This is a genomic window from Nocardia higoensis, from assembly GCF_015477835.1.
GTDB lineage: Bacteria > Actinomycetota > Actinomycetes > Mycobacteriales > Mycobacteriaceae > Nocardia > Nocardia higoensis_A.
The window spans coordinates 15,408-28,997 of the sequence record NZ_JADLQN010000005.1; the positions used below are offsets into that span (position 1 = coordinate 15,408).

Annotated in this window: 12 protein-coding genes; 5 read left to right on the top strand and 7 right to left on the bottom strand. The window is 69.1% G+C overall.

Annotation, left to right across the window (positions count from 1 at the left end; genetic code table 11):
* Positions 1-110: 110 nt before the first annotated feature.
* Both IU449_RS22670 and IU449_RS22675 read right to left on the bottom strand, forming a co-directional pair.
* A complete protein-coding gene (locus IU449_RS22670; protein ID WP_195004172.1) occupies positions 111-887 on the bottom strand; it encodes a MerR family transcriptional regulator in 777 nt (258 codons plus the stop codon).
* Between the two features lie 41 nt (positions 888-928).
* The gene (locus IU449_RS22675) at positions 929-1,729 is read right to left on the bottom strand and encodes an alpha/beta fold hydrolase (protein WP_195004173.1); all 801 of its coding nucleotides are present in this window, start codon (positions 1,727-1,729) and stop codon (positions 929-931) included.
* A gap of 244 nt (positions 1,730-1,973) precedes the next feature.
* Between IU449_RS22675 and IU449_RS22680 the strand changes: the two genes are divergently transcribed.
* Complete coding sequence (locus tag IU449_RS22680) at positions 1,974-2,489, top strand: GNAT family N-acetyltransferase (protein WP_324188391.1); 516 nt, start codon at positions 1,974-1,976, stop codon at positions 2,487-2,489.
* 145 nt (positions 2,490-2,634) lie between these two features.
* Here IU449_RS22680 and IU449_RS22685 read toward each other — a convergent pair whose 3' ends face one another.
* A complete protein-coding gene (locus IU449_RS22685) occupies positions 2,635-4,305 on the bottom strand; it encodes an ABC transporter permease (protein ID WP_228805566.1) in 1,671 nt (556 codons plus the stop codon).
* Positions 4,302-5,210 carry an ABC transporter ATP-binding protein gene (locus IU449_RS22690; protein WP_228805567.1) on the bottom strand — a complete coding sequence of 303 codons (909 nt, stop codon included), beginning with the start codon at positions 5,208-5,210 and terminating at the stop codon, positions 4,302-4,304. The genes IU449_RS22685 and IU449_RS22690 overlap by 4 nt, the downstream gene beginning before the upstream one ends.
* Before the next feature lie 90 nt (positions 5,211-5,300).
* Here IU449_RS22690 and IU449_RS22695 point away from each other — a divergent pair, with 90 nt between their 5' ends.
* Both IU449_RS22695 and IU449_RS22700 read left to right on the top strand, forming a co-directional pair.
* Complete coding sequence (locus IU449_RS22695; protein ID WP_324188392.1) at positions 5,301-5,786, top strand: GbsR/MarR family transcriptional regulator; 486 nt, start codon at positions 5,301-5,303, stop codon at positions 5,784-5,786.
* Positions 5,787-6,006: 220 nt separating this feature from the next.
* On the top strand, positions 6,007-6,150 hold the full coding sequence (locus tag IU449_RS22700; protein WP_195004175.1) for a hypothetical protein: 144 nt from the start codon (positions 6,007-6,009) through the stop codon (positions 6,148-6,150).
* Between the two features lie 19 nt (positions 6,151-6,169).
* Here the strand turns inward: IU449_RS22700 and IU449_RS22705 are convergent, their stop codons facing one another.
* Positions 6,170-6,652, bottom strand: coding sequence for a MarR family winged helix-turn-helix transcriptional regulator (locus tag IU449_RS22705; RefSeq protein ID WP_195004176.1), 483 nt, complete (start codon positions 6,650-6,652; stop codon positions 6,170-6,172).
* Positions 6,649-7,284: a DJ-1/PfpI family protein gene (locus IU449_RS22710; protein ID WP_195004177.1), complete on the bottom strand. Its 636-nt coding sequence runs from the start codon at positions 7,282-7,284 to the stop codon at positions 6,649-6,651. The genes IU449_RS22705 and IU449_RS22710 overlap by 4 nt, the downstream gene beginning before the upstream one ends.
* Before the next feature lie 169 nt (positions 7,285-7,453).
* Here IU449_RS22710 and pta point away from each other — a divergent pair, with 169 nt between their 5' ends.
* Together pta and IU449_RS22720 are read left to right on the top strand one after the other, a co-directional pair.
* Positions 7,454-9,526, top strand: coding sequence for a phosphate acetyltransferase (gene pta / locus IU449_RS22715; RefSeq protein ID WP_195004178.1), 2,073 nt, complete (start codon positions 7,454-7,456; stop codon positions 9,524-9,526).
* Positions 9,527-9,564: 38 nt separating this feature from the next.
* Positions 9,565-10,770 (top strand): acetate kinase, encoded by a 1,206-nt coding sequence (locus tag IU449_RS22720; RefSeq protein ID WP_195004391.1) that lies wholly within the window; start codon positions 9,565-9,567, stop codon positions 10,768-10,770.
* Positions 10,771-10,927: 157 nt separating this feature from the next.
* Here the strand turns inward: IU449_RS22720 and IU449_RS22725 are convergent, their stop codons facing one another.
* A complete protein-coding gene (locus tag IU449_RS22725; RefSeq protein ID WP_195004392.1) occupies positions 10,928-13,210 on the bottom strand; it encodes a serine/threonine-protein kinase in 2,283 nt (760 codons plus the stop codon).
* Positions 13,211-13,590 lie beyond the last annotated feature (380 nt).

Sequence of the window (13,590 nt, forward strand, 5' to 3'; positions counted from 1 at the left end):
ATCGATCCCCCGTCGGGTTGGCGGTGCTCGATCCAGCGGCCATCCGGTACGCGGCGCCCCGGCGGGGCGCCGCCTTCAGGTTGCCGTCATCGCGTCCGAGCGTAAGCGGCTCACCGAGGCCGTGCGCTCGCTGCTCGCTGGAGCATGGTCCAGCCGGTCCAGCCGCGCTCGGTCAGCAGCTCGATCAGTCGACGGGCGGGCGGCCAGGTGTCGAATGCCAGTGCGTCCAGCAGTTCGACCAGCATGGGTTCGATGCCGCCGCCGACGTAGTCCTCGCCTTGTTCATCGGCGATCGTCGTGAGGTAGGCGGTCATCTTGTCGGCGAGTTCGATCATCTGCCGGTCGTCGGTGTGGTCGAGGGCCCGACCGAGGCTGCGATAGAAGTCGGTGAGCCGCGGATCGTCGAGTTGTCCTTGTTTGCGGGCGATCCAGTCCAGGATCTTGTCGGGTGAGCGCGCGGCAAGCGGGATCCAGCCGTCGCGTTCGATCCGGACGACCCGCTCGTCGATCCCGAGGGCTCGCAGCCGGTCGAGAAACTCGACCACTTCCGGTGGCAGGACCAGGCGGTCTCCGGCGGTGAGGCGGGCGATCTGTTCTCGGTGTCGCTGCCGCTCGCGGATCTCGGCCTGGAGTCGCTTGTCGATGTCGGCGATGGCTGCGGCGAAGCCTTCCGTATCGGCCTGTAGCAGCTCTCGCACGCGTGCCAGCGGGACGCCGGCTCGGGCCAGCGTCCGGATCTTGATCAACTCGACCAGATCGTCGGCGGTGTATCTGCGATAGCCGGAGTGGTCTCGCTCCGGTTCCGGCAGCAGCCCTTTCGCGTGGTAGTGCCGCACCGCCCGCACGGTGACTCCGGCGTACGATGCCAGCTCGCCGATGGTGAGCATCAGATGACTCTCCTGGACTTCGGTGTCGCTGCTGCCGCCGCTCAGGCGACCGGATGTCGTCGACCGTGCAGGATCCGGGCGATGTGCGGGGCGTGCGTGATGACCGATCCATGGTCGGCGTCGAGCCATGATGTGGTGATGTGCGGTCGCGCGCGGAGCAGCCGCTCGATGCCTGCCCGCCAGTTCCGGTTGTACCGTATCGCGCGCTCGTCTGCGTTGTCGCCGGCCATCGACGACGACATGAGCATGTGGATCGGGCAGTCGATCTCCTGGTACCGGTCGAGAAGGCCGGACCGTATCGCGTCCAATTCGACGTTGAGATCGACGATCTGCTCGGTGGTGAGCAATATCTGACGCGGCGTGCCTCGGGCGGCTTCGTTCGCCCACACGGCTTGCTTCCACATCGTGTGGAACGACGATAGTTCGGCCTCGGTGAGGAACGGCTCGGGCACGGGGTTCGCTCCGTCGATGAGAACGAGTTCTGCGGCTTCGCCGGCATGTTCGGCGGCATAGTGCACGATCAGGTCCGCCCCCAGCGAGTGACCGACGAGCAGAGGCGCCGAGGGCAGGCGGAGGCGTCGGAGTTCGGTCATCACGGCGGCGAAATCGCTCAGGAACGCGTCGAAGGAGTACCGTTCGCCCGCCGACGAGAGACCGTGGCCGCGCAGGTCGAACGTCATCACGTCGAAGTCGAGCCGCAAGAGGTGGATGAGTTCTCGCAGATCGGCTTGTGTCGTGAGGAGCCCGGGGCACAGAACCAGCGGTCGGCCTCGGCCGCCGCGAGTGACCGGGATGGTGACCCCGTCGCGGCGAACTGCGAACTGATCGGTTGTCGTCGTCATGTCGCCATGCTGAGGCGTTGCCCCTGCGTCATGGTCAACCGCCGGCGAGCCGGAGCGATACCGAATCGGCTCGAGGTGGGTCGCCGGTCCGGCCCGGTGTCGGCTACGGTGAGCCGACCGCACGGGCTACGAACAGGAGGCGATGAATATGGCTGCGCACAGCCTGTTTCGTCATGTCCTCCGGCAGGAGCACTCCCGGCGCTAGCGCCATCGGCTCCCGCCTCTCCCGAACAGGAGCATTCCCGTGCCGATCGATTCCGATCACTCTCGTACTTTCGAAACCCCCGGCGCTGCCGATGATCTCGTCACCGCGCGGCTGCGCCTGCGTCGCTGGACGCCCGATGTCGCCGCCGAAGTCGCCTACGGACGCCGCAGCCCGCGGTGGGCCGAGGACTTCCCCGCCGACGGCGACATCGTCATAGCCACCGAGCTCTCGAATCACCCGTCCTGGTACGGCCCCTTCGGCCACCGCCTGATCGTCGAAGCCGCGACCGGGTTGCTCGTCGGCTCGACCGGCCTGTTCTGGCCACCCGCGGACGGCATGCTCGAGATCGGCTACGGCATCGCCGAGTCCCGGCGCGGGCGCGGCTACGCCACGGAGGCCGTCGCCGCGCTCACGGCCCACGCCCGCACGGCACCCGAGGTGCGGACGGTGTTCGCGCGGGTCTCGACCGACAACCCGGCTTCGATCGCGGTCCTGCGTGCCTGCGGATACCGGGCGACCGGAAGCGACGGCGGCATCCTCCGCTACGAGGCGTAGCCGCTCCCGATCATCGGCGGGCGAGCACATCGACCGGCTCGCCCGCCGATGCCCGGACACACCGGCACGCCTCGAGGGCGCACGATCCGCCCCGACCGCTGCCACGAGGCGATATCGGCGGTACCGAACGAATCAGCCTGCGCGCCTATGCGGTATCCAAGTCGCGTTCCCGGAACGCAAAGGCGCCCGCAACCACCGCCGCGGCCGCCAAGGCGGTGAGCACGACGAGCGCGGGCCAGCGCATCTCTTCCATCGGTATGCGGGCGATGTGCTGGAACGGGGACAGGTCGTGGATCCATTGCGGCAGATTCATGAGCGGTCCGAAGAAGCCGAGAACCATCGAGAATCCGAGCAGGGCCCAGGTGGCACCGACAGCTTGCGGGAAGAACCCATAGAGCAGCGCGGCGACCGCCAGCACCAGGAGTACCGCGGGAGCGAACAGCAGGTGGGCGAGGAGGGCGTCGACAATGTATGCGCCGTCGCCGACCGACAGCGACAACGCGATGCCGAACGCCGCGCCGGTCGCGGCGAGCAAGGCGAGCACCCCGATGGCCGCGACACCGATCCACGCGGCGAACCACCCCGCCCGGCCGGTCGCGGTCGCCAGCACCGGTTCGGTGCGACCTCTGGTTTCCTCGGTTCGCAGGGATTGCACAGCCAGGATCGCGAAGACGGCGACCAGGAGCGCGTCGAACAGCGCCATGGTGCCCAGATAGCCGTCGAGCATACGGCCGGCATCACCGCCCATCACATCGATCATCTGATCGGGCAGGTCGTCGAAGGAGTCGACGATCGTGTTGCCGATCCCGCCGTAGAGTGCGCCGCCGGCGACCAGGGCACAGGCCCAGCCGACGAGACCGGCGCGTTGCAGCCGCGCTGCCAACGCTACGGGGGTGTCCATCCAGTTCGCGGCATGTCGCGGGCCGGGCCGTGCGGGGACCAGTCCGGCGCCGAGGTCGCGGCGCGCCGACAGGAGGTAGGCGAGGACGGCGAGAATCAGAGCCGAAGCGATCGAGAGCGACAGGGGCCACCACCGCCCTTCAGCGTAGGCACGGGTCTGCTGCGACCACGCCAGCGGCGAGAGCCACGACAGCGCGCTACCACCCTCTCGAATCGCGTCCCCGGCCGCACGGAGGACGTAGGCGATGCCGAGGGTCAGCCCGGCGAGTCCGGATGCCGCGCGCGAATATTCGGTGACTTGGACGGTGATCGCGGTGATCGCGGCGAATACGAGGCCGACCGCGCCGACTCCGGCTCCGAACAGCAGTGCGTCGGAGGTGTCGAGGCCGGTCGCGGCGAACGAGCTCGCGATCAGCACTGCCACCGCGATGTCTGAGATGAGAGCGACGAGCAGGGCGGCGGTGAGCTGGGCGTGGCGGCCGACCGCGTTGGCGCGGACCAGTTCCGCGCGTCCGGCCTGTTCCTCGACACGGGTGTGGCGAGAGATGAGCAGGATGTTCATCAGCGCGGCGAGCAGCAGGAAGTACAGGCCGTACACGGCGACGATCACCGATTCGATCGTCGGGTCCGCCAGTCCGAAACCGGGTCCGGAGATGAGTGCTCCGACGACTCCTTCGGCGAACTGGCTGACCGCTCGCAAGTCCTCGGGCGTCTTGTACACCTGCTGCAATGCGCCGGCGTAGTAGAAGCTCATCGCCGTGATGCCCAACAGCCACATCGGGAGCTTGATGCGGTCGCGGCGCAGGTCGAGTCGCAGCAGTATGCCTGTGCCCGCGAGTGGACCGCGCCAGGTGCCCGGCCCCGCGTCGGGCGGGGCAGCGGAAGGTGCGCCGGAATAGGTTGTGGTGCTGGTCATTTGAGCGCCCCATTACCCGAAGTGGCGAATTCGCCGCCGTAATGACGCAGCATGAGCTCTTCGAGCGTGGGCGGGTGGCTGGTCAGCGCGCGGAGCCCGGCGCGGCTGATTTCAGCGACCGCGTCATCGAGCGTATCGGCGTCGACATCGAAGCGAACCTTGCCGTCCTCGGTGTGCACGTTGTGCACGCCGGGCAGGCTGCAGAGATCGCCGATCGGGCGTTCGGTGACGGCTTCGATCGTGGTGCGGGTCAGGTGCCGCAGTTCGGTGAGGGTGCCGGTCTGCACCACCCGGCCGGCGCGGATGATGCTCACCCGGTCGGCGAGTTTCTCCACCTGGGCCAGGATGTGGCTGGACAGCAGCACCGTGCCCCCACGTGCCTTCACTTCGGCGACGACATCCTGGAACACCACTTCCATCAGCGGGTCGAGCCCCGCGGTGGGTTCGTCGAGCAGGAACAGTTCCGCGTCCGAGGCCAAGGCCGCGATCAGCGCGACTTTCTGACGATTGCCTTTGGAGTAGGTGCGGGCCTTCTTGGTCGGATCCAGGTCGAACCGCTCGATCAGCTCGTCGCGGCGGGCCGGGTTGGCCGCGCCCCGCAGCCGGGCGAACACATCGATGGCCTCCCCACCGGTCAGATTCGGCCACAGCTCCACATCACCGGGCACGTAGGCCAGGCGTCTGTGCAGTGACACCGCGTCGCGCCACGGGTCGCGACCCAGGAGTTGGACCGATCCGCCGTCCGGGCGTAGCAGACCCAGCAGCACGCGGATCGTCGTGGTCTTCCCGGCGCCGTTGGGACCCAGGAACCCGTGTACCTCGCCTCGGCTCACCTCGAGATCGAGCTCATCGAGGGCGGTGGTGCGGCCGAAAGTCTTACGCAGGCTGGAGATTGCGATGTCCATCCCCTGAGCGTACATAGATTTCACAAATGTGTGAATAGTATGAAGGCTATGATGTAGCGGCGGCTTGCCACAGACTCCCGGAGGTTGGTAGTGGACGAGCAGGAACAGGCTGTCCTGCGATTTGTCGAGCAGTTCGCGCTGCTGCTCGTGGATTCCGGCATGCCGAGGATGGCGGCCCGCGTCTTTGCCTATGTCCTCGCCGACGACGCCGAGCGCTACACCGCCCAAGAGCTCGCGACCGGCTTGCGGGTGAGCCCGGCGGCGATTTCGGGAGCGGTCCGCTACCTCGTGCAAACCGGGCTGCTGGGGCGCGAACGTGAACCGGGTGCCCGCGCCGATACTTACCGTGTCTATGACGACGACGTCTGGTACGCGATCACCGCTCAGCGCCAAGAGGCGCTCGACCGCTCGCTGCGCTTCCTGGCCGAAGGGGCCGAATTGCTCGACGAGGCCCGCCCCGGCGGCCGCCGCGTTCGCGAGACCCTGGAGTATTACCGGTTCATGCGCGCCGAACTCCCCGAGCTGATGAGTCGATGGCGGAAACATCGGCGTGAAATGTTTCCCGAGGGCCGCTGACCTGCCCTAGGCGCTCGATTGCCGGCACTCTCTGATGTGCCTCGCCCGCCCGTGCCCGGCCGGCGGGCTGCCCTTCGGGGGACGCCATGTACCGCCGGCGCATCGTTCCGGTCGGCGGTGCCGAGGGCGCAATCGCGCCACGAGCGGGCGGCCGATGCCCGCTTCGGGCCGGTACGTTCGAAGTATCGGCTTCGACAAAGCGAACAACCGGAGGTGCGCGATGGGAATGCTCGGCAAAGCCATCAAGAGTGGTATCGCGATCAAGGCTTTCCAGGTCGTCAAGCGTGAGGCGGCCAAGCCGGAGAATCAGCGCAAGGCTCAGGAATTCGCCGCCAAGCTCGGTCAGCGGCGCCGCTCGCGCTGAATCGTCGCGGAGCCGCGGATCAGCCGGCCCGGTCTGCGCGTCCGTCGTGAGCGGTGATCGTCTCGACCGCGGCGGTCAGCTCGGTGAGGGCGTCGACGATCTCGGCGAGGCGGTCGCGCCCGAGGTGATCGGCGAGTTCGGCGGCTCGGCGGGCGTGCTGGGGATTGATGGCGCGCACGGCGGCGAGCCCTTCGTCGGTGACGGCGACGAGCTTGGCGCGGCGGTGGGCGGGGTTGGGCCGGTATTCGGCCAGACCCTTGATGACCAGCAGGTCGGCGATGCGCTGGACGCTCTGGCGGGTGATGCCCATGGCGCGGGCGATCCCGGCCACGGGCAGCGGCTCGTGCAGAACAGCTCCGAGTACCTGCCACCAGGCGGCGGTCAGTCCGGCGGGCCGGGCCAATTCCTCCGCCAAGGCGAGGAATCGGCCGTTGAGGCGGAACGTGGTGATGGCGGCGGTACTGAACAGCTCCTGTTCGGACGGCGCAGGACCGGCGCTCACGCCCGCGCTGCCTCGTAGGCTTCGAGTTCGGCGTAGGCGGCGGCATCCTGGCTGTCGAAGACGCGGAACCAGGCGTCGAGGATGCGCGGTTCGTAGAGTCCGAGTACGCCGAAGATCTCGCGGGCGAATTCGAACGGCGCGGTGCCCGACGCGGTCACCAGAATGCCCGCGTCGTCGGTGACGGCGGGCTGGGCGATGTAGAGCTCGCTACCCGCGTAACCGCTGTAGGCGAGGAATTCGGGCGCGTTGCTGGTGTGCTTCCTGGTGTCGAGCAGGCCGGCGGCCGCCAGACCGAAGGTGGCGCCGCAGATCGCGGCGACCGGTGTGCCCGCGGCGAGGAACTGCCCCGCGGCGTCGGCGAAGGCGGCGAGTTCGCCGGTGACCCAGGTGTCGGCCCCGGGAAGGATCAGCATCGCGCCGCGGCCGGGGCCGATCTCGTCCAGTGCGAGGTCGGGCACGATCCGAGATCCGCCTTTGGTCCTGATCGGGTCGCGGGTCGGCCCGACCGTCACCACCTCGTAGCGCCCCGGCTCCAGTTGGCCCGAGGGATCGTTGATGTGCGCGGTGGCGGCGCCGATCTCCCAGTCGGCGAGGGTGTCGTAGACGGCGGCGTACACGGGAATCGGGGACATGCGGTTTCCTTCCGGAGGGTTGACAGTATGTTGTCATTGTTGACAGTGTGCTGTCAATAGTTGATCTCCCGTCCGTCGCCTCCGGTTGTCGCGCCACGTGTGGCCCGGCGCGAGGCGGCGACGAGGTGGACCCGGGCGCGATCGGCGCCGCTCACTAAGCTCTGGAGGTATGGCCGAACCTGCTCCGTCCACCGTCTACATCGCCTCCCCCGAGGGAGAGACCGGGAAATCGACGGTCGCCCTCGGCGTATTGCAGATGCTCTGCGCGACCACCGCGCGGGTGGGAGTGTTCCGGCCGATCACGCGCTCGACCACCGAACTCGATCACATCCTGGAACTGCTGCTCGAGCACAGCACCGCCGACATCGACTACACGCAGGCCATCGGCGTCACCTACGAGCAGGTGCACGCCGACCCGGACGCCGCGATCAGCGAGATCGTCGAGCGCTTCCACGACGTCGCCGCCGTCTGCGACGCGGTGGTGGTGGTCGGCAGCGACTACACCGAGGTCGCCAGTCCCAGCGAGCTGCGGTTCAACGCCAGGATCGCGGTGAACCTGGGCGCGCCGGTGCTGCTGGTGGTGCGCGGCGCCGACCGCACGCCCACCGAGATCAAGCATCTGGTCGAGGTGTGCCTGAGTGAGTTGCGCACCGAGCACGCGGGCGCCCCGGTCGCGGTCGTCGCCAATCGGTGCGACCCCGAGCAGATCTCCGAAGTGCTCTCGGCCCTGACGGCATTCGACATGCCCTCCTGGGCGTTGCCCGAGGTGCCGTTGCTGATGGCGCCGACCATGGCCGAGCTCTGCGAGGCTGTCGACGGGCAGATGTACAGCGGCGATCCGGAACTGCTGCAGCGCGAGGCGTTGAAGATCATGGTCGGCGGCATGACGGCCGAGCACATCCTGGAACGGCTGGTCGACGGTGTGGTCGTGGTCGCGCCCGCGGATCGCTCCGATGTGCTGCTGAGCGTGGTGAACGCGCACGAGGCGGTCAGCTTCCCCTCGCTGTCGGGCATCATCATGAACGGCGGCCTGCTACCGCATCCGGCCATCGCCCGGCTGATGGAGGGCTTGAAACCCCGGCTGCCGATCCTCACCACCGCGCTGGGCACCTACGACACCGCCAGTGCCGCCTACCGCGCCAGGGGCAAGATGTCGGCGGGCAACCCGCGCAAGGTCAACACCGCGCTGGCGCTGATGGAACAGCACGTCGACGCGCCGGAACTGCTCAGCCGCATCCGCGTCGAGCACAGCGACGTGGTGACCCCGCAGATGTTCGAATACCAGCTCCTCGAACGCGCCAGGGCCGACCGCAAGCGCATCGTGCTCCCCGAGGGCGACGACGACCGGATCCTGCGCGCCGCGGGCCGGGTGCTGCAACGCAAGATCGCCGACCTGGTGATCCTGGGCGACGAGACCGCCGTGCGTGCCCGCGCCGCCGAACTCGGCGTCGACATCGGCGAGGCCGAGGTTCTCGATCCGCGCACCTCCGAGTACCTGGACAAGTTCGCCGCGACCTACACCGAGCTGCGCAAGCACAAGGGCATGACACTGGACAGGGCGCGCGAAAAAGTGTGCGACATCTCCTATTTCGGCACGATGATGGTGCACGAGGGCATCGCCGACGGCATGGTCTCCGGCGCCGCGCACACCACCGCGCACACCATCCGCCCGTCCTTCGAGATCATCAAGACGGTGCCCGGCGTGGACACCGTGTCGAGCGTGTTCCTCATGTGCCTGGCCGATCGCGTGCTCGCCTACGGCGACTGCGCGGTGGTGCCCGACCCGAGTGCCGAACAGCTCGCCGACATCGCGATCTCTTCGGCGGCCACGGCCGCCCGGTTCGGCATCGAGCCCAGGGTGGCGATGCTGTCGTACTCCACCGGTGAATCCGGCAGCGGCGCGGACGTGGACAAGGTGCGGTCGGCGACCCGCCTGGTGCGTGAGCGCGCGCCGGAGCTGCTGGTGGAGGGCCCGATTCAGTACGACGCGGCCATCGAGCCGACCGTGGCCGATGCCAAACTGCCCGACTCCGAGGTCGCGGGCCGCGCGACGGTGTTCATCTTCCCCGACCTCAACACCGGCAACAATACCTACAAAGCGGTGCAGCGCAGCGCGGGCGCGGTCGCGATCGGCCCGGTGCTGCAGGGCCTGAACAAGCCGGTCAACGATCTCTCGCGCGGTGCGCTGGTGGCCGACATCGTCAACACCATCGCCATCACCGCCATCCAGGCGCAGGGCTGAGCGAGAGACACGGAGAGGTGAGTGGAACGGGCGTGGCTGTGACAGCGTGTGAGAACCACGTGCTGGTGATCAATTGCGGTTCGTCGTCGATCAAATATCAGCTGCTCGAACCGGACTCGGGCGAGGTGGCGGCCTCGGGCCTGGTCGAGCGCATCGGTGAGGACGACAGCGCCATCGAACACCGATGCGGTGAACGCGTGCTGGAACGCCGCGGGCGCATCCCCGACCACCGGGCAGGGTTACGGCAGGTCTTCGAACTGTTCGACGAGACCGGGTTCGATCTGGCCGGGGCGGGACTGCGCGCGGTCGGGCACCGGGTGGTGCACGGCGGTGAGGTGTTCCACCAGCCGACGCTGGTGACCGACGAGGTGGTCGCGACCATCCTGGAGCTCACCGACCTCGCCCCCCTGCACAACCCGCCCAATGCGATCGGCATCGAGAGCGTTCGCGAGCTGCTGCCCGATGTGCCGCAGGTCGCGGTGTTCGATACGGCCTTCTTCTTCGACCTGCCCGCCGCCGCGGCGACCTACGCCATCGACAGGAAGGTCGCCGCCGAATACGGCATCCGCCGTTACGGATTCCACGGCACCTCGCACGAATACGTCTCCGGCCGGGCCGCCGAATTCCTCGGCCGCGATCCGAAGCAGTTGCGCCAGATCGTCTTCCATCTCGGCAACGGCGCCTCGGCCTCGGCTGTGCGCGACAGCAGACCGATCGACACCTCGATGGGGCTCACCCCGCTCGAGGGCCTGGTCATGGGCACCCGGCCCGGCGACCTCGACCCCGGCATCCTCGGCCATCTCGCGCACGCGGGCGGTTTCGATGTCGAGCGCATCGACGCGCTGCTCAACCACGAGTCCGGACTCAAGGGCATGGCCGGGGTCAACGACTTCCGGGAACTGCGCAGGCTCATCGACGCAGGCGACCAGCACGCCCGCCTGGCCTACGACGTCTATGTCCACCGCCTGCGCCGCTACCTGGGGGCGTATCTGGTGGCGCTCGGCGGCGTCGACGTCATCACTTTCACGGCGGGCGTCGGCGAGAACAATCCGCACGTGCGGGCCGACGCGCTGGCCGGTCTGAGCACCTTCGGTATCGAAGTCGATCCCGCCCTCAACGCGTCGAAAGACCGGACAGCTCGGCGGATTTCGCCACCGGATGCGCCGGTCACGGTGCTGGTGGTGCCGACCAACGAAGAGTTGGCGATCGCCCGCGCGGCGAGCCGGGTCGTGACCAGCACCTGAGCCCGGCTCGCAACGGGTCATCAGCGCGGCGAGCCGACCGGCCGGGACGACGAGTTCCGAATCCGGGGTCGTGCGGGATTCTGCGTGGCGCGTCGGGCCGCAGGATCTGTCCCTGGCTCGATGAGGAGAGGACGATCGCGCCGGGTCGAAACCATGCTCAGAACAGGGTTTTCGCGCGGAGCGCGTTGGCCAGATCCACGAGCGCGTAGCGGTGGGTGCGGCCGGGAGCGACGCGGGCGAGCGCGCGCAGACCGGCTTCGGTGCCCTCGCGCAGGTCGCGCTCGGTGAACGGCGCGCCGAGAAGTTCGGCGCCGCGGCGGCTGGGTTCGTTGCCCGCCCGCAACCAGGCCAGGGCCGTGCCGAGCACGATCACGCGCATCTGCGGGACCCGGCCCTCACCCGCGGGCAGTGCCGCGATCCGGCCCGCGGCGACGTGCAGGGTCGTTTCGGGCAGTTCGGCGACCGGAGCGGCGGTGAGCAGCAGCAGGATCGCGGTGAGCCGGGCGGTGGTGAAGGCGCGGGAGGTGGCGGGGACCTCGTCGAGAGCGCGCACCGCGTCGTCCACCCGGCCCGCGGCGGCGAGCTGACGGGCCAGGCCGAAGGCGGCGCTCACCACGGCGCGGTCGGTGCGCCAGACGGTCTCGTAGTACTTCTCCGCGTAGGCGCGCCACTGCTCGCGGTCCGGAGAATCCCAGTGCTGGAGAATCAGTTCGGCGGTGGCGGCGAGTGCGAGCTTGGGCGCGATCTCGCCGGGCAGCAGTCGCAGCACCTCCTCGAAACCGGCGAAGGCGGACTCGAACTGCTGCTCGCGCAGGTCGGCGAGTCCGCGGAACCAGTGCACCCGCCAATCGCCCGGCTCGAGTCCGGCGAGCAGGCGCAGCGATTCGGCGGCATGCCCCTGATCCAGACGGATGCGGATCTCGGCCAGACGCAGTTCCGTGCGCGCGGTGTCCGGGGCGTGCTCGGGATCGGCCTCGATCCGTTCGCACGCCGCGCGCAGTGCCTCGAGCGCCTGCTCGGGGTCGGGTTGCAGGGTCGCGGCCAGCAGTCCGGCGGCCGGGTCGGTCGGGTCGATGAGCGGGATGGGCAGGGCGAGCGCGACATCGGTGGCGCGCAGCAGGGCGTCGCGGGCGACGCCGTCGACGTAGGCGTCGGTGCGGCTGATGAGTTCCTCGGTGCCGAACCCGGCCCGCTGGGGACTGAACACTGTGGACAGCTGAGGATGTTCCTCGCCGGTCTCCAGCGCGAGGATCTCCCGCAGCACGCCCGCCGCCTGCGCCGACATCGCGCGTGCCGAAGGGAACCGCCGGGTGGGGTCGGGGTCGGTCGCGCACAGCAGCAGCCGGTGGAAGAACTCGTGACGAGCGAGCACCGGATGGCCGGCCGGGTCGGGGATACCGGCGATGTAATAGCCGCGGTCCATCGGCAGATCCAGCGTCAGCACCGCCAGGGTGCGGCCGACGGTGTGGATGTCGGTGGCGACGGTGGGTCCGGTGGAGGCGATCTCGGGGGCTTGGAAACCCTTGGTGCCGTACAGCGTTCCGTAGGCGTCCAGCGCGGTGACCGCGCCGAGGTCGATCAGTTTGACCTGGTCCTCGGTGATCATGATGTTGTCGGGCTTGAGGTCGTTGTAGGCCAAGCCGATCGAATGCAGGTAGTCCAGCGCGGGCAGGATCTCGAGCAGGTAGGCGATGGCGACGGTGACCGGCATCCGCTCCGGGCGCGGATGATCGTCGAGCAGCGACCGCAGCGACCGGCCGCCCACGTACTCCATGACGATGTAGCCGACCGGCTCGCCGTCCTTGCCGGGATGCTCGACGAAATTGTGGATCTTGACGATGCTCGGATGCGCCACTTCGGCCAGGAACTGCCGCTCGGCCACCGCGACCGCCTGCGCTTCGGCGTCCCCCGCGTGCAACAGGCCCTTGAGCACCACCCACCGGTCGCTGACATTGCGGTCGATCGCCAGATAGATCCAGCCCAGCCCGCCGTGCGCCAGACAGCCCTGGATCTCGTACTGTCCGGCCACCATGTCGCCCGCGCGCAGCGACGGCCGGAAATCGTAAGGCGCGCCGCAGTTCTCGCACACGCCCGCCGAAGTCGCCGGGGTCACCGCCGTCGCCCGGCCCACCGGTTTCGCGCACCGCCCGCAGTAGCGCCTGCCCTCGCTGACCACCGGGTCGGTCAGCACGGCGGCCAGCGGATCGGCGGGCGGGATCGCCGGGACCGGAACCAGCCCGCCGCCGAGCCTGCGCACGGTGGGCCGGGATCGGGAGGTGCGGACGCTGCGGCCCGAGGCGGTCGGCATCGAACCCGGGCCCGTGCCCGAGCTGTGCTTCGCGTTCGTCCCGAAGCCCTTCGAGCGCGGTCCGGGGCTGGGCTCGGAAACCGGTCTCGGGGTGTATCCCGTGGCCTCGGCACCGGATTCGGGTCGAGGCATCGCGCCTGTCGGTGGGACGTCGTCGTTGCCGGGTGGGGCGACCGCCTCGGTCGGTGGGAAACTCTCGGCACCGGGCCGACGCACCGCTCCCGTCGGTGCGTAGTGCTCGGCAGTGACGCCCTGCGAGGTGTCGGTGCGCGGGAAGTCGTCAGCGGCTGAGCCGGGCATGTCGCCCGTGCGCTGGTCGTTGTCACCGCCAGGCCGGGCATTCGTTCCTGGGGAAGGCTCGGCGTCGGCTCGGGAGACCTGCGCGGCGGGCGGTCGGGACACGAGACCGGTGGCAGGGATGTCACCCGGCTCGCGCGTCGGCCAGGCGACGGTGGCGGGCGCGACCTCGGTGGCGTTCCGTCCGGTGCGCAGTGGCTCGGTGCGGGCGTCCG